At 32.8% G+C, this 16288-nt stretch carries 16 protein-coding genes, 3 tRNA genes and 1 other RNA gene; 5 read left to right on the top strand and 15 right to left on the bottom strand.

The features are described 5' to 3' along the window. Positions 1-78: 78 nt before the first annotated feature. Entirely contained in the window at positions 79-4944 is a 4866-nt protein-coding gene (locus Q9968_RS06475) for a cobaltochelatase subunit CobN (RefSeq protein ID WP_305514647.1), read from the bottom strand. Between the two features lie 190 nt (positions 4945-5134). Between Q9968_RS06475 and Q9968_RS06470 the strand changes: the two genes are divergently transcribed. Beyond that, positions 5135-5968: a DUF1002 domain-containing protein gene (locus tag Q9968_RS06470; protein ID WP_305514645.1), complete on the top strand. Its 834-nt coding sequence runs from the start codon at positions 5135-5137 to the stop codon at positions 5966-5968. Here the strand turns inward: Q9968_RS06470 and Q9968_RS06465 are convergent. The 9 genes from Q9968_RS06465 to Q9968_RS06425 all read right to left on the bottom strand — a co-directional run bounded on the left by Q9968_RS06465 (position 5965) and on the right by Q9968_RS06425 (position 9567). Then, entirely contained in the window at positions 5965-6303 is a 339-nt protein-coding gene (locus Q9968_RS06465) for a hypothetical protein (protein ID WP_305514642.1), read from the bottom strand. The genes Q9968_RS06470 and Q9968_RS06465 overlap by 4 nt on opposite strands. 494 nt (positions 6304-6797) lie before the next feature. Continuing rightward, a complete protein-coding gene (locus Q9968_RS06460) occupies positions 6798-7172 on the bottom strand; it encodes a HEPN domain-containing protein (RefSeq protein WP_305514640.1) in 375 nt (124 codons plus the stop codon). Continuing rightward, complete coding sequence (locus tag Q9968_RS06455; RefSeq protein ID WP_305514638.1) at positions 7165-7470, bottom strand: nucleotidyltransferase domain-containing protein; 306 nt, start codon at positions 7468-7470, stop codon at positions 7165-7167. Before Q9968_RS06455 ends, Q9968_RS06460 begins: the two co-directional genes overlap by 8 nt. 231 nt (positions 7471-7701) lie before the next feature. Then, positions 7702-7905 (bottom strand): hypothetical protein, encoded by a 204-nt coding sequence (locus Q9968_RS06450; RefSeq protein WP_305514636.1) that lies wholly within the window; start codon positions 7903-7905, stop codon positions 7702-7704. Further along, the gene (locus Q9968_RS06445; protein ID WP_305514630.1) at positions 7896-8114 is read right to left on the bottom strand and encodes a hypothetical protein; all 219 of its coding nucleotides are present in this window, start codon (positions 8112-8114) and stop codon (positions 7896-7898) included. Before Q9968_RS06445 ends, Q9968_RS06450 begins: the two co-directional genes overlap by 10 nt. Before the next feature lie 54 nt (positions 8115-8168). Continuing rightward, an RNA gene (gene rnpB, locus Q9968_RS06440) (RNase P RNA component) lies at positions 8169-8451 on the bottom strand. A gap of 23 nt (positions 8452-8474) precedes the next feature. Continuing rightward, positions 8475-8549: transfer RNA gene (locus Q9968_RS06435), tRNA-Met, on the bottom strand. A gap of 122 nt (positions 8550-8671) precedes the next feature. Further along, positions 8672-9151: a hypothetical protein gene (locus Q9968_RS06430; RefSeq protein WP_305514628.1), complete on the bottom strand. Its 480-nt coding sequence runs from the start codon at positions 9149-9151 to the stop codon at positions 8672-8674. Between the two features lie 8 nt (positions 9152-9159). Then, complete coding sequence (locus Q9968_RS06425; protein WP_305514627.1) at positions 9160-9567, bottom strand: hypothetical protein; 408 nt, start codon at positions 9565-9567, stop codon at positions 9160-9162. Positions 9568-9664: 97 nt separating this feature from the next. Here Q9968_RS06425 and map point away from each other — a divergent pair, with 97 nt between their 5' ends. Then, positions 9665-10582 (top strand): type II methionyl aminopeptidase, encoded by a 918-nt coding sequence (gene map, locus Q9968_RS06420; RefSeq protein WP_305514625.1) that lies wholly within the window; start codon positions 9665-9667, stop codon positions 10580-10582. A gap of 55 nt (positions 10583-10637) precedes the next feature. On the opposite strand, the gene frhB is transcribed toward map, so the two are convergent. The 4 genes from frhB to frhA are packed head-to-tail and all read right to left on the bottom strand — an operon-like array spanning position 10638 to position 14136. Beyond that, positions 10638-11489, bottom strand: a complete 852-nt coding sequence (frhB, locus tag Q9968_RS06415; RefSeq protein WP_305514623.1) for a coenzyme F420 hydrogenase subunit beta — start codon at positions 11487-11489, stop codon at positions 10638-10640. An 11-nt stretch (positions 11490-11500) separates the two neighbouring features. Then, positions 11501-12325, bottom strand: a complete 825-nt coding sequence (gene frhG / locus Q9968_RS06410) for a coenzyme F420 hydrogenase subunit gamma (RefSeq protein ID WP_305514621.1) — start codon at positions 12323-12325, stop codon at positions 11501-11503. Then, positions 12310-12894, bottom strand: coding sequence for a coenzyme F420-reducing hydrogenase, FrhD protein (gene frhD, locus Q9968_RS06405; RefSeq protein WP_305514619.1), 585 nt, complete (start codon positions 12892-12894; stop codon positions 12310-12312). Before frhD ends, frhG begins: the two co-directional genes overlap by 16 nt. A 15-nt stretch (positions 12895-12909) precedes the next feature. After that, positions 12910-14136, bottom strand: coding sequence for a coenzyme F420 hydrogenase subunit alpha (frhA, locus tag Q9968_RS06400; RefSeq protein WP_305514617.1), 1227 nt, complete (start codon positions 14134-14136; stop codon positions 12910-12912). Positions 14137-14295: 159 nt separating this feature from the next. On the opposite strand from frhA, the gene Q9968_RS06395 reads away from it, so the two are divergent. From Q9968_RS06395 to Q9968_RS06385, 3 genes are all read left to right on the top strand, one after another. Then, entirely contained in the window at positions 14296-14817 is a 522-nt protein-coding gene (locus Q9968_RS06395) for an endoglucanase (protein ID WP_305514615.1), read from the top strand. An 88-nt stretch (positions 14818-14905) separates the two neighbouring features. After that, a tRNA-Arg gene (locus tag Q9968_RS06390) sits at positions 14906-14979 on the top strand. A gap of 50 nt (positions 14980-15029) precedes the next feature. After that, a tRNA-Arg gene (locus Q9968_RS06385) sits at positions 15030-15103 on the top strand. 4 nt (positions 15104-15107) lie between these two features. Here the strand turns inward: Q9968_RS06385 and Q9968_RS06380 are convergent. Next, positions 15108-16286, bottom strand: a complete 1179-nt coding sequence (locus tag Q9968_RS06380) for a TIGR00375 family protein (RefSeq protein WP_305514613.1) — start codon at positions 16284-16286, stop codon at positions 15108-15110. Positions 16287-16288: the final 2 nt, after the last annotated feature.

The following is a 16288-nucleotide window of genomic DNA, read 5'->3' as shown; positions in this document are numbered from 1 at the left end:
TCTAGCATATTATTATGTTTGGAAATAAAATATATTTAAAAATTTCTAAAATTTAAAAAAATAAAAAAAAGTTGATGATTAGTAATCATCATCTTCATCTTCATCATTTCTCCAATATCCAACTAAGAATATTGCAATTAAAATGATTACAGCAACAATGACAAATATTGGCATACTAGATTCAACTGCACTAGCTGATTTAGCTGCAGATTTTTCAGATACCTCATATGCATTAGCACCAGAGTCTCCAGAACTAGCATCAGAGGAGGAAGACTGTGAACTTTGAGATTCGGCAGTGGTTTTTGCATCACCAGATTGTGAAGCATCTATACCAAAAGCGGTCTTTCCACCATTCCTGTTACTTGATGCATCATCAGAAGTTTTGTTAACTAATTTTTTTGCATTAGAATCATCTTTACCAGTTTTACCATTATTTGAACCTTTATGATCTGAATTTGCACCATTGCTCTTTTCATCAACCATTTGATATAATGGATCGGTATTTGTTGCATGAGCCAATATTTCTGCAAATTTTTGTTTTTGAGCTGAAGTTAATGAACTTTGTTGAATAATCTTAGAATTAAATGCAAGGTTTTTACATGTGTGGTGACAACATGCTACACCATACTTGATTACTTGTCGCATATATTCATCAGCTAATTTTTGAACAGTGCTTTTGTCAGCAGCCCAAGTTCCTTGATTTGCAAGATAAACCATCCATGCAAGAGAAGTTTGATAACCTGCAGAAGTTGTTGCTCCATTAATACTTCCCTTCATACCTAACAAAGTGCCGGCTAATTGATTACCCAATTCTTTTTCAAGTTTACCATTGCTTATTGTTAAACCTCCAAACATATTCTGGATTCTTGATGCATAAGAGTTCATTCCAGTACCCCCACCATTAATAAGAGGGGCGTAATATTTAGGGTTTAAAAGCATTGATCGAATTTCGAACTCAACTTCATCTTCATAGGTTCTTGCAACATACTTATTTTTATTTCTTATATCGACAAATGCAGTATCCGGTCTTGACTGACCTGATTGTAGTCTCAATATAGTAGCTGCATTGTATAATCCTCCAAACCAATCATAGTAATCATCTGAATCTAATAATCTCCAAGTACTGTCAAAATTCTGTGTAATTAACTCAGTCTTATTAAGCAAATAAATGAAGTTTGCTTTTTGATTGGTAATTACAATATTACCCTTTTCATCAAGAGTCCATGAATAAGAAACTCTTGAAAGATAAACATCCATTGCAAATTGATTAAGAGTACTTTTATTCCAGTCAGCAGTGTTTGGAATAAGAGTAGACATACCAGTTCCTTCCAATACATTACCCGGAAGACCAAATAATCTATCAAGTGAAGGATTTTCTGCATAGTGTTTTTTAACAAAATTGTTTGCTTCGTTTTCACCTTCTGCAAAAGCAGCGAGTTTTACCGCTTGTAACATCCATGAAAGCCAATCTTTATTGCTTGTAACTATACTTGCAAATACGTCAATTCTAGGTCTGTTTACAACTGTCCCATTAGATAATTTAACAGTAAGTGAACTTAACGGAAGTTTTTCAACACCTGTAACTTTACCATTACTTTCCCATACTGGTTTACAACCAAGGAAATATAAGAATTCCGCAATTCCAATACCTTCTGTTCTTGAAATTTCTGTACCCCATAAGATTAATGAAGTTAATTCCGGCCAGCGGCCATGTTTTTCATAGTATTGGGAAAGTAACAAATCAACGATTTTGACAGCTGATTGATATGCTGACTCTGAAGGCATTCTTGTTGGATCAGATGCATATCCATCATGACCTGTTGGAATTGAATCACCATAAGATGGGTCTGCAAATAACCCTGATGAAACATATCCTCCTCGAAGAGCGGTTAAAATAGCGTTCCATTCATTGTTGTTTTGGATTTTAATAATAACTTGCTCAGCATATAATGTTGAGTTGTATAATGCAGAATTTTTTACAATATTATATTTAACAGTTAAATCCTCAATTGAAGAACCGTTAACTAAATCGGTTATGAAATTTCTCAAGAATTGTTTTATCACATTAGCTTGAACTAAATAATTTAAACTACCTGAAATGTCCTCATTGAAATTCAATCCTTTAAATTCAGGATATAGGAATTCCATGATTTGATTATAAATCTTAGTTTGAGAAGTTGTAATTGTAATAACCTCTTCAATGAGTTCATTGCCGGTTAATATTTTACCTAAAGAATGTAAACCGTAAGTGATGAAATCATCTTCCATATCTTCAAGATATAAATGCAAATCATCCATCCATTTTTGGAATGTTTCATTAGACTCTATAAATTTTCTAAAACCTAGAGAAGGAGCCAGTTTAATGATTTTTTGTTTATACTCTTCTGCATTAGAACTTACATTAAGATTTACTTGATCTTTATAGTATGTAATATAATTATTTAATACTGTATAATTGCCATATAAACCTGATGAAACCATAGCAGGAGTCATGTGAGTAATCAACAATGCTGCAATCCTATCACGTGCAACCATAGCTTCTCCAGGGTTAGATACAATATAAGGATACAATGTAGGGTTTAAAGTTAACTCAAAAGTCCAATCCCCTGCAACAGCACCTAAATTAGTACCCGGCAACCATTCCAGAGTTCCATGAGTCCCCATATTGACAATTGCATTTACTTTAGCTATCTTATCTAACCATTTATAGAAAGATACATAGTATTGTGTTGGCGGCAAAGTTAAATCATGGTAATTCTCTATTGTTTTCAATTCTTCCCAGCCTCTACTTGGTTGGAATGTGATAAATACCTTACCGAACCATATTCCTGGAACAACCATATATTGTTCATTAGCACCATTATAAACCATTGACGGACCTAAACCTGAACCCCAGTAGTCTGTCATGTTTTTAATTAAGTTAGTTGGAATATCTTTAATCAAATTACGGAAAACTTTTGTTGAAATTAACTGATTATGTTCAACTAGTGACCCATAATTGTTTTCAACATAATCTTTAAGAAGACCGTATGCCCATGAACCTTTATTACCCATTGAAAAGATAATTTCTTCAAGTTGACTGGCATTTAGTTTTTTCCTAATGTCCCCTCCAGTATCATAGCCTGCCTCATATAATTTGACAATTAAATCATATGTGGACTGAGTTACATTCAAGTAGGATGCACCAATTTCTGCTTTACCTGGAGGATAATTATACAATACAATAGCTATAGTTTTATCAGAGTTATTTAAATCTTTTAAATCCGCCCAACCACAGCTTAATTTTACCATTTTATCTACACCGGATTGAATAACATGAGTTTTTCCAGCGCCATCTACATATGATAAGATTACAGGACCAAAAACCCCTTCAAAACTTGGATAGGTAACGGCATAAGTCCATTCAACTTGAGGACCCAATTCAGAGTTATAACTGTATTCAGATATTTCATTAACACCTTTTAAAACTGATAAATCGATTTCGGATAAATCTGATTCCGCTGAACCATTTGCATAACTTAAAGACCAACTATATAATGAAGTTACTGATGAGATGCCAATTTTAGAACACTTTACAATTCTATTTAGAATTGAAGAAGCAGAAGGATTTGTACTTGTTTTAAATAAATTAAAAGCAGGCCTACCGCTTTCCTGATAACCTCTAATTAGAGCATCAACAACATCTCCACCACAATAGTAAGTGACAATAGCTATAAATTTTTGATTATAAGATATATTATTCTTAAAATCTTTTTCGAATTTACTGAATAACTCTTTTGGATCCAAAGTAGTTTCAACCCAGTTTTCATAGTTTTCTTTCATCCAATTCAAACTACCATCTGAAGTTTTAGTATAACCAGGATTTGTTGTAATCCACTTATTAATTAAGCTTGGTTCCGGTACAAGTGTATACCTTCCTAAATCAGGATGATAAAAACCGCATTCCGGACTCATTAAAGGAAGTCCATTATCATTTAAAGTAGGATTAGAATATTTTGATGGTTCGATTAAATGACGAACATACTTGAAATAATTATCCATATTACTTATTAAAACTTCAGAATCCTTTATATCCTCTGATTGGAAATATGACCCAATATATGTATTTTCAATAGTATCATAAGTATTATTAGATTCACTTGCTCCAATTATATGCAAACCAGTTGCATTTAGGATTTCTTGTGAATAAACACCAAATGTATAAGCAACCCTATAATTTTTATTCGCAGGAGAATTAGCTAATAACTGTTTAAGATAGGATGCTGTAAATTTATTATATGCGGAATTTTCAGCAAACATATCAATATGAATATAATTAGCATATCCAGCTAACCATGCCCTTGATTCATCAAAATTAGTAGTACTAATATATGCAATACGCCTGGACATATTCATCAACAGGTCCACTTTCTCATTATGAGAGGAATAATCTACCAATAACAATATGTCGGGAACAAACATTACATCATCCATATCAAGAGTTCCACTATACTTAGTAAAATCAACATTAAATATCTTAAAAGATTTATAAGTTGAATAAGAAAATTCTAAATTATACTTTAATGAACCTAATCCAGTAAATGATACAATACCATCTTTATTTGTAGTTTTAGTAGAAATCAAGTTATTTGAAGAATCAAATAATTTAACCGTTGCTCCACCTAACTTAATACCATCCTCCGTCCATGTTTTGCCAGTTTCATTATAAGAATCATAAACGTGAACATTAATTGTATTACTTGCCCCCAATATTTCCGCACCTGATTGAGAAGCCTGGACATCGCCAACATTCGAATACAATGTTGTTTCTTCTAACTCACATGGAGTACTCACCACATCAGATATTGTTTCATTATCTCCTGCAAAAACACTGCCTACAGAAAATACAAGCAATATTGAAATAATTAATGCGAATAACAATCTATTATCTATAATCGTTTTCACCCCCTTTATGCCCAATTAGAAACATAGCAAAAAAAATTTACTATAATCTTAAGTTTAATTTGAAAATATATAAAACTAACTAAAATCAAAACAATATATGGAAAAATAAAACGAATTGTACACAAATAAGATACATTTAAATATTACATTGACCTAATAAGAAACACTAACATTATATGAGGTGACATTAATGCGCAAAATAATGATTTTACTAGCTATAATCATTGTTGGAATGCTCATTCCAGCAGGATTTTCAACAAGCGATACGCAAGCAGTAATAACCTATGGGGAAACAACCCACCACAATGCCGGCTATAAAAATATTGTTGATACTTTCTTTGTAAAACAGTCCGGTGTGGATTTACACGGTGTTGATTCCAAAATAATCACTGCAAATAATGTAAATAAGATTTCACGTGACATTACAGGTAAAACTTATTCATCTAACCAAATATATTCTTCAGCACTGGTGGATTTAAACGAAAATGATGATTTAGAAGTTAGTGTAGACAAATCAAAAATTACTACAATAACAGGCAATATGTATCTTTCTGCACTTAAATCAGCAGGAATTAGAGCAGGACACGTATATGTAACCAGTCCAGTAACTGCAACTGGAGAATCTGCTCTTGCAGGAATTATGAATTCCTATGAAGCGGCAACTGATACTAAAATTCCTGACAATATAAAAGAAGCAGCCAATAATGAGATTTATACCCAGGCAGAAATCGTTGAAAACTCGGATGTTAATGCTGATGAGTTATCCAAATTGGTTGATGATGTAAAAGAAGAAGTGGTGGAAAACAATATTACCGACCACCAAACTATTGTAAACATTATCAATAATTACACTGTTATAAACAACATCAACATTACAAACAGTGATATTGAAAACCTTGCAGAAAGTATTGAACAAATACAAAACGTTCAAGGGGATGTAAACACCTATCAAACTGAAGTATCAAATGTCTTAAACAACACTACTGATAGTACAGCAGGCGGATTATTTGGATTATTCAATTAATCCGAATCTCTTTTTAATTTTTCTATTTCTCCAAGATTCAAGATAATGAAATTTTTATATTTTGGATTGGCCAATATCTTATATTGCTTTTTCCCAGATTTAGCATATGCTTCATTCATTAAATCTTGTAGGACATCAACATCAGAAGTTAATATAAGATCTAATTTTATCATTTCTTCATCACTTAATGACTCTAAAAATGATCGGATAGTTGATTTAAATTTTAATACAATGTTTGAATTTTTACGTGCCATCATTTCCAATACAAATGAAGGTGCAATTGTGAATAAATGTCCGTATTCTTTTATATCTTCATATGAAAGTTCCTCAGCCATAATATCGCCATTACTTATAATATATTTCTAACATTATTAAATTTTATGAGTATGTAAGATTTTATAGGACTCCTACATGATTATTTTTAAAGTTGAAATTACATTTCAGTGAAAATTCATTTAATTTAAAAAATATTGGTTTAAATAGTAAATTACTTAAACACGCCAGATTATTTATCAATATAAGGATGCTGCTTTCTTTTAGCAATACAAACAACATCTATCGAAGCAATATCTCATATTCACATATTTCTAAAACCGAGTATAATTTTTTATAGCATTTGAAGATAAACCTCTTAGTTTAACTAACTTTCTTAACCGAACATCATCTTTTGAAAATTTGGTTTTAGTCGTCATGATTAATAATATGCAAATTACCACCATTTGGTAACCCACATAATTACATGGCATGTTAAGAATAAGCTACATAAAATTATGTGGGTTACTAACTAAAAATAGAGCAAAACTACCACGAATTTCAACAAAAAACATACTCATATAAATCTATTTGTTTCTTTTAAAAATTCTTCAGCTTCAACTATTCTTTTTTTAGCTAACTTTTGACCAATATCATCAATAGCATCATAATCAGCATTTTCCCTATCTGATTGGGCATTAGCCAGATATTTGTAAACATTATACTTAAAATCATCTTCTTTAACATATTTTAAACTAAATAATTGAATTAAACCCTGATGAGATTTTGGAATTTTACAATTCTTTTTAAGTAACAATGCCTTAGCACATAAAAACATACAGTAATAAGATAATGAAACAGAATCAGCATAACCTTCAATTTCAAATAAAGCTTTGCTATGTTTTAATTTAGTTTCAGCTTTAGTAATAAACGCAATAATTTCTTCATCCAATTACAACACCTTCTCTTAAAACATTAGTTAAAAATGAATAAGATTTAGTTTTATTAAAGTGTTCTTCGCTCATTACATGAGCTGAAATAAGTTCTCCTTTATCATACATAATCCATGCAACAGCATCTGCTATTTTATCATCAATCTCCATATGATGATTGGATATGATTAAAATATCTATATCTGACTCCTCAGTATCATCACCACGAGCAACAGAACCAAACAACATAATTGATTTAACATAATCTGATTTGATAGTATTTGCAAATTCTTTAGCTATTTCAATTCTATCATTCATAATAATCACCTAAGATAAGTAATATAATATTTAATATCAAACTTCCCATAATAAATATTTGCAAAATAATGATATTATCTACAATTATTACAACTACCACAAGATAATTAATACAAACATGAATAATTTTATCAATACTCATCACTACTTCTTAAACCAGTTGTCACGAAAAAGGAAATGATATCTTTATCCCTAATACTTTTACAAAATGACATTGCCATCTACTTCTCTCTATGAAATTATATATTCATCACGAATTCTATCTCTTTGAATAACAATATCAATAGGTTTTGGTTTTTCTATATCATACTCTCCCAATAAAGCTCTAAAAGTATCCAATTTAAGTTTTAATGTAGTGTTGGATAAATTTTTACTTTCTAAATAATCATGGTATTTGAATTGATATTCAGTAACAGACCTATCTTCTAGCTCCAATATTTTATATTACCCAGTTTCCTTACTAAAAATGGTTTCTGTTCCCTTTTACCAATACGAACAATATCAGATGGATTTACTTCAAATAAATTAAATATTTCATTAAAAACAGTGTCATAATTCTTTATAGCATTTTTAGTTAAACCTCTTCGTTTAACCATCCTATTTAATCTAATATCTTCTTCAGAAAATTTGGTTTTGGTTGTCATTTAATAATATGCAGATTACCATCATAAATGTTTGGTAACCCACATAATTACATGGCATGTTAATAGTAACCCACATTCTGTTTTTACAGCATTCATCTTAGCGAACTACCTTGCCTACACAAACGATTATCGGCAACTTTGTTCTTGCATCCTATGGAATGGCCGTTTCACCGCTTCTTTTAATGTCCTCAAGCAATATCATAGTCAACCATTAAAAGTCGTGTCGTTTCTGCTCCAGAGTCATACTTCTCAGTATACGTTTTTCAACGCCATAGATTTTGTTTGATGTGCGGAGTTTCCTTAGTTTACGAAAAACCAGTAGCTGTCTTTAACTTGCCAGAAAAAATTTTGATTAAAAAGTAGCAGGGCCTAGATTTGAACTAGGGATCTCGGGGTTATGAGCCCCGCGGGTTCACCAGACTACCCCACCCTGCTATATACAGAAATAGTCTAATAACTATAATTAATTATGTAATAGGTATTATATAAAGCTTTCGTAAAAATGGAAAAATCAAAGAAAATATATTAATTATTTTCTAATGATTCAATTCTTTTATCTAAATCATCCAACTTTTCTTCAGTGATTTTTTGAATTCCTCAGATGATTTTTTAAATTCCTTATAATCCTTATCCAAATCATCTACACTATCAGCAGTTTCATTGAATTTCTTCTCCAAATCCACTAAATCATCAGTAGTTGCTAAAGACCAATCTTTAATTAATTCATCACTTTTAGCATCAAGAAATGCATCAAGTTTATTAGAAAATCCATCAGTGTTTAATCCGGACATGTCAATGTCACTTAATTTGACTTTGATTCTTTTAGTCATGGATTCTTCTTTATCTGGAGAAACTGCATTTTCAGATAAATCAGCAGGATTGCCTCCTAAAACTTCCTCCATATGTGCATCTGCACTTGATGGCACATAATCCCTCAATTTATTCAAGGCAGAAGGATTATTTAATAAATAATAGTAAACTAAAATTGCAATAGCAAGTATTAAAATTATAACCGCAATCGCTTCAGTAACATCCATATTTACACCTATTTATTCATTTTTTTAAGTTTAGCTTCTTTTTGCTCGATTTCTTTAAGCATTTTTTCCAATTTTCTTTGTTCAGTTTCAGCTTCGAGTCTAGCTAATCTTTCATTAATTTCAGAATGAAGATAACCAACACGACTTCTAGCTTCAGTGGTTGATTGTCTAATAGCTGAAAGACTGTCCTGTTGCTCTTGCGGTAATGGAATAGGATTATCCATTAATCTTTTAGATTCAATATCTTTTTCCACCATGGACATTTTTTTAAGTTCAATTTCTTTTTCAAGCATTAAAATTGAATTTTTAGATTGTGAAATACTTTTCCATTGGAAAACGATGATAATTAATACAATAGCAACAATAACCAAAATTATTAATAAAAAAATTTGGTCTGGAATTGTAGGAATATCCATTTTTTAAACCTCCAATTTATATATAAATTGTAATACAAAATATTATATAAACTTTATCAATTAAATATTTAATTGATTAAACAGAAGGTAAAAATTTATGATAGAATCCTATATTGAATCTGGAAAACTAGCTTCTAAAATTCGTGGCGAAGCCTCTAAAATGATTAAAGATGGCACTCTAGTTATTGATTTGGTTGAATATGTAGAAAGTGAAATTTTAAAAGCAGGTGCGAAAATTGCTTTTCCATGTAATGTATCTCTAAATGAAGTTGCTGCACATTATACATCTCCTGCAGGAGATAAAACTGTAATTCATGCTGGAGATATGGTGAAATTAGATTTGGGTGCTATGATTGATGGGTATATTGCTGATACTGCAATTACTATAATCGCAGATGGAAATATTGATGAAAACTACACTCAAGATGAAATAAACCTGCATGAAGAAATAGTAGAAGCATCAGCAGCAGGCCTTGAAGCTGCAATATCGACTGTAAGAGCAGGTGTTGAAGTGTCCAAAATAGGACAAGCGGTTCATGAAGCAATATCAGAATATAAACTAAATCCAATTTTCAACCTAACCGGACATAGCTTAGAACAAAATAATTTACATGCAGGAATCTCAATACCGAATTATGACAACCACGACAAATATGTTTTAGAAGAAGGTCAGGCAATAGCTATTGAACCGTTTGCAACAAATGGAGAAGGAATTGTCAATGATGCTCCGGGACATTATATTTACTCATATATGTCAAATAAGCCATTTAGAATGAAAAGCACACAAAGAATTTTGAAATACATTCAGCATAAACACAGATTTGTTCCATTTTCAGGCAGATGGATAACAACTGAATTTGGTGAGAGAAAAGGAGCAATAGCACTAAAACAGTTATCTGAAGCTATGGCAATTTATCCTTATGCACCATTACGTGAAAAGCAAGATTGTTTTGTAAGCCAAAAAGAACATACAATAATTGTTGAAAAAGAAGGTTGTACTGTAACAACCATTTAATTTGGATTTACCCGCAATATCTTAATTTTAAAAAATAAAAAGAAAAGAAGTAGAATTAGTATTCTACCGGAAGAGGTAAACCTAATTTAGCTCTTCTTTCAATTTCTTTTCCGTTTTTCTCTTTTTTTTCAGCAGCTAATTTTTCAAGTAAACCAAGACCAGGTTTTACTTCGTCCATTGGTTTTGTTTCGATTAAACCAGCATCAACAGCTGCTTTAAAGATGGATTCACCATCATCTGTTCTGGTTAAAACAGTAGACCATCCGTTAGGAGATCCTACTGAACCTGTAGATACATCAGCCCATTCAGCAACATAATCCCTACAAATGTTACATCCAGCTTGTTCATATCCGTGTGTTTCTTTAATAGCTAAACCTGAGTCTTCACCATCTTTAGTTAACCAGAATTTTCCCTTACCAATGTCCATTTTAGTAGCATCAGTTAATTTGTCAAATCCCAATTTTGCAGTTGCAAAAGTATCAAGAGAAGCCATAGGGAAGTTTTCCATACAGTAAATACCAATGATCAATTTAATTTTATCAGCGACAAATCTAGTAAATGGATACGCTTGTGCTTTTCTTAAACCTTGGGTTTGGCATGGAGTTGTAACAATACCTACTTTTTCTAAACCGTATTGGCGAGTAGCATCTTTTAAAGCTGACAACATTGGAGATATTGAGTATTTAGTACCTGCATTTGCGATAACTTCCTCAGAAGAAGTTGCTACAATAGGACTAGGTCTCCAATCATCATCAGGAGTTCCAGCTACAACTGCACCTTCAATGATTCCCTCATCAAGCGCATAACAAAGTAATGCTGAAACAATTCCTCCATCTTGTGATACATCTAAAATTTTACTATTAGTTGATCTAGCAGATAATGCTTCTTTATAAGTACCTAATGGCATGTCAAATCCTCCTATAATCCTGTTTCCTCTTTAATTCTATTTATAGGTAACCATGCTCTCGGACACATTGTATAACAAGATCCGCATTTAATACATCTGTCCCTATCACAGCTAGGTCTTCCTTCAGAAAATCCCATAGCTCTTGTAGGGCATGCAAGAGCACAAGTTCCGCATCCAGTACATAATCCGTTAACTATTATATTAGTCAATACATCACAGCCGCATCCGGCGTTACAAGCAGCTTTATCGATTGCAGGTTGCAAGTATTCCATGTCACCATTGCATAATGCCACAACAACTTTTGCAATCATTTCAGGAGCTACAGGACATCCCGGAAGTGCGCAGTCAACATTAACTAAAGAACTGATTGGTGCAAAAGATTCGTGTTTAGGTTGTGCTTGTTGACCTCCACGTGCAAATGTTGTAAAGCAACCAGTCATAGCACAAGAACCGAATGCGCAAATTAAACCGGATTTTTCTCTTGCCATTAACAGTTCCTGAACACTGTGTTCATCTTGTAAACAGACAGACCCTTCTATTAAACATAAGTCCATTTCAGGCATTTCTTCAGCATAAGTACCATGAACCCATTTATCGACTAAAGTTTGCCCATATACAATGTCAACCATATCAGTTAAGACTGTAGATAAAATGTCATAATTTTCAGTTAAAGACATTGCATCACCAGTACATCCACTTAAGTGTATGTAACCAATACGCGGTTTTGATGAAGCAGCTTCAACTTCTTCTACAGGAGCAGCTTCAACCCTCTCTTCTACATCAGATGTGATTTCTTCTTGAGAACCACCAAAAACTTTTTTTAACTTTTCGAACATTTTTTAACCCCGATTTCATTGAAAATAAGATCAATAGTTTTAGGAATTGCCTTAACTACAGGTTCTGTTAAACCCATATCAACGTCCGGAGTTGGAATTTCAGCTGGTTTGCAACCAACAACAACAACCTCACATTTTTCTGAAATTTTTTGAAGAGGTTCTTCAACAGTCATTCCGTGAGGATTATCGTATTTTCCTACTTTCATTATATTAGGATCAAATACTTGCACATAACCAGGCTCTGCATCAAATTCGACTACATCAACAACAATTAGTTTTTTCCAATCATATTCTTCATAAAGTGGGAAGAAGTTGGTTGGGGCTGCAGTTCCACCATCAATGAATTGAATACCATCAGGCAATTCAATACCTTCAAATTTCTCTTTGATTTGATTTAGAACATCTTTATCAAATTCATTTTCCACATATGCAGTTATGGCAGGGTCATAATAATCATTTTTATCATTAGAGTATTTTTGTAGAATGTTTATAAGTATTGGACCATATCCGTCATCTTTAAATAAAACATTTCCGCATCCTATTACAATAATTTCCGAATCGTAAGGCATTTATTTTCCTCCAAATTAAATTTTCACCATTTCATTTTTGATTATAGATTTATCTTCATCATCAACTACCATCACGTGAGTAGCGCAAGATAAACATGGATCGTATGCCCTAATTACATGTGGACCTAATTCATGATGGAAACCTTCTATAGCCGGACCCATTGTTGGAATATTCCATGTAGTAGGTACAATTGCAGAATAGAATTGAGTTTTACCATCTTTAACTTGTGCCATGTGTGCATTGGTTCCTCTAGGACCTTCAATAATACCGAAACCTAATTCCCCAGTGCCTCTTTTATCATAGCTTACATTAGCTGGAGCAGAAGTGTCAATTGCATCTAATGCATCCATACAGGATTGATAGTTTTTCATCATTTCATCAGCACGAGCTACGTGTTGAGCTATAACTCCTTTTCCTTTAAATCCTTCGAATTTTTCCATTCTTGCTCTAGGACCTGTTTCCACATTGGTGCCGTTGATTAATGGAATTACTGAACATGCTTTTTTACCAATTTCAGGGTCATCATACCATGCTTCAGGCAATACTTCTGAAAATGCATCCATATCAAACTCGTTTACACCATAAGTCGGGTGCACTGCGAGTAACGGTTGGTTTACTACACCTAAATCTTCAGGAATACCTATTTTCTCTGCACTTTCAGAAACACATGTTTTAATAAATTCAATATGTTCTTCGAGTTTAGGTTTAAGTGCAGTCATTCTTTCTATTAATCTTTCTTTTGCAAATGGAGTAAGGTTTCTTGCCATTCCACCTACTCTCACATCAGATGGATGGATACCTTCACCAGCAACCATGTCAACAACATATTGAACATTTTTTCTTACTTCACTCACACTATCAACTGCAGCGGCAAATTTATCAGCCGGGACAAAATCTGTTGCAATTAAAAAATGATGAATGGCGGCACTGTTAATATTGTGTGCTGCTAAGGTAGCTTCTCTTAACAATCGAGCTGCTTTAGGAATTTCAATACCTAATGCCTGATCTATAGCTTCAGCAGATGCTAAAGTATGAGGAATTGGACAAACCCCACAAATCCTTTGGCATAAAACTGGAGCTGTTTCTGGTGCTTTGTTAAGAACCATCTTCTCCAAACCCCTTACTGGAGTTATACTTAAATACATACCTTTTGTAACAATCCCTTCATCGTCCACTTCCATGACTAGCTCGGCATGGCCCTCCTGACGAGTTGTAGGGGATATAACTACTCTATCTTTCAAATATGTCACCTCAATTATATTAGAAACTAACAATATTATTATATATTCCTTATTATTAATAAGTGACTTCAAATGAGATTAATCGAAATATATATAATAGATAAAGAACTAAGATTATTTATTATAAAAATTAATAATACCTGACAGGAGGGAAATAAATTGGATAAAGCAAATATAATTATTTCAGTAATTATTGTGTTATGTATTGCAGCGGCTGTTGCAGCATATGGAATAACCAATAGTGGGAACCCAATATTCTCTGATTTATCCAGTATGAGTGCAAAAGATGATAATGCTGGACATGGTGTTGGAAATAATTCCAACATTGGAAATAATTCAGGTTCATCTGTAGCAACTACAACAGGAAGTTCAAGTTCAACTGGATCAAGTGGATCTGGTAGTTCATCAGGAAGTTCAAGTTCCGGAGGATCATCCTCTGGAGGAAGTTCAAACTCCAGAGGCAGTGGCAGCGGTAGTAATGGAGGTGGCAGTTCAAACACCCATTTATCTTACTCATCAGCAAAAGCAATTGCAAATGATGCAATTTTAGAAGAAGGTTGCTATGCTGGAAGCGGTTACTATTCTGGAGGATACTGGTACTTTAATGTATATGATGCAAAGGGCAATGTAGTTGACACAATTGCAGTGAATGATAAAACTGGATTTACTGAAAGAGCCTAAGGATTAAATTTAATCCTTTCTTTTATTTTTTTTAAAAATAGATAAATATATATAATAAAAATTACAAAATTATTATTGCTGTTAGTGAGGGCCCGTAGCCTAGCTGGATAGGGCGTCGGACTTCTAATCCGAAGATCCCGGGTTCAAATCCCGGCGGGTCCGCTCTTACTAAAATCTTTTTTTAAAATATTTTTTATAATTAATTTAATTTTGGGCTTGTAGCCTAGTCTGGAAGGGCGTAAGACTCCTAATCTTAAGATCGAGGGTTCAAATCCCTCCAAGTCCGTTTTTTAAAAATTATCTAAAGTAATCATTTTAGGTTTTTTAACTTCTTTTTTAAAACAGATTTTACCGTATTGGCCTCCACCTCCAGGCATAATGTCAATTGTGTTATTTCTGAAAGATTCAATAGCTAAAGAAACATCTGCATCTATTTTTTTAATATCATTAACATCCTCATTTATTAAAACATCGATTTCAGTTTTAAAATTATCAATTAATTTCCGCCATATCCCCTGGACAGTTTTTGTAGTAACTCCTTTATTGTAAACCGATGAGATTATTTCGGCTAATGGCATTAAATGAACATAATTTGGCCTAAAAGAAGGATGGTGAGGTTTGTTAAAATCGGCAATTTCAGATATTCTATAGTCCACTCCTTTTTTAATTGTACCTCCGCAGCTGCATTTCATTTTATTCTCACGAGCAGTTGCAGGATCAATTAATCTGTAGCATTTTGTACATGCAGTCATGTGATATTTCCCCAAATTTGGCACCAAACCATAATTTGCTTTAATATCCTTGTGTTTAATGGCTTTTTTTATTGAAGAAAATGAAATATCCTCAAGCTCCATCTGATTAAATTCACGACCTAACCTATGTGGCCAAGGGGAATGTGCATCTGAATTTGTTAAAAATGGAAAGTCCTTAAGTTCAGATATCGTATCTGCCATATCTGTATCTGCTGAAAGACCTAATTCAACAAAATCCGGCTTTTTTTCATAACAATCATAAATGCTGTCATAAGATTTATACATTCCAGTCCAGGGAGTAAATGCATGTGCCGGACCAATCAAACAACCATAATCATGAGCCAATTCCAATAGCTCCGCACCTCCAAGATGTGTTTTGGGCCTTCCATCAGTAGCTTTGTTTTTCGAAGGCAACTTATTAGATAATTCACGGGCAATATCCAAATCAGGGATGATTATTACATGATGAATTCTATGTTTTGCTTCAACTTCTGTTGTTAAAACAAAATCCATAGAATTGGCAGTATAAATTCCATCACCTGAATAAGTAGTGCTTTCTTGAACAATATCTAGCCACTTTGGATGAAATGCATCCCCAGTTCCTAATAATTGCAGGCCTTTTAATTTGGATTTAGGAGCCATATTATTAATTAGCATATCCTTAGACGATGCCATTGAAAAACAACTGTGAATGTGAAAATCAGCATTTACTAACATGA

The organism is Methanobrevibacter sp. V14 (genome assembly GCF_963082475.1).
In the GTDB taxonomy this organism is placed as follows: domain Archaea; phylum Methanobacteriota; class Methanobacteria; order Methanobacteriales; family Methanobacteriaceae; genus Methanocatella.
Note: the sequence above shows the minus strand (reverse complement) of the source record. Positions and strands in the feature narration are given on the sequence as shown.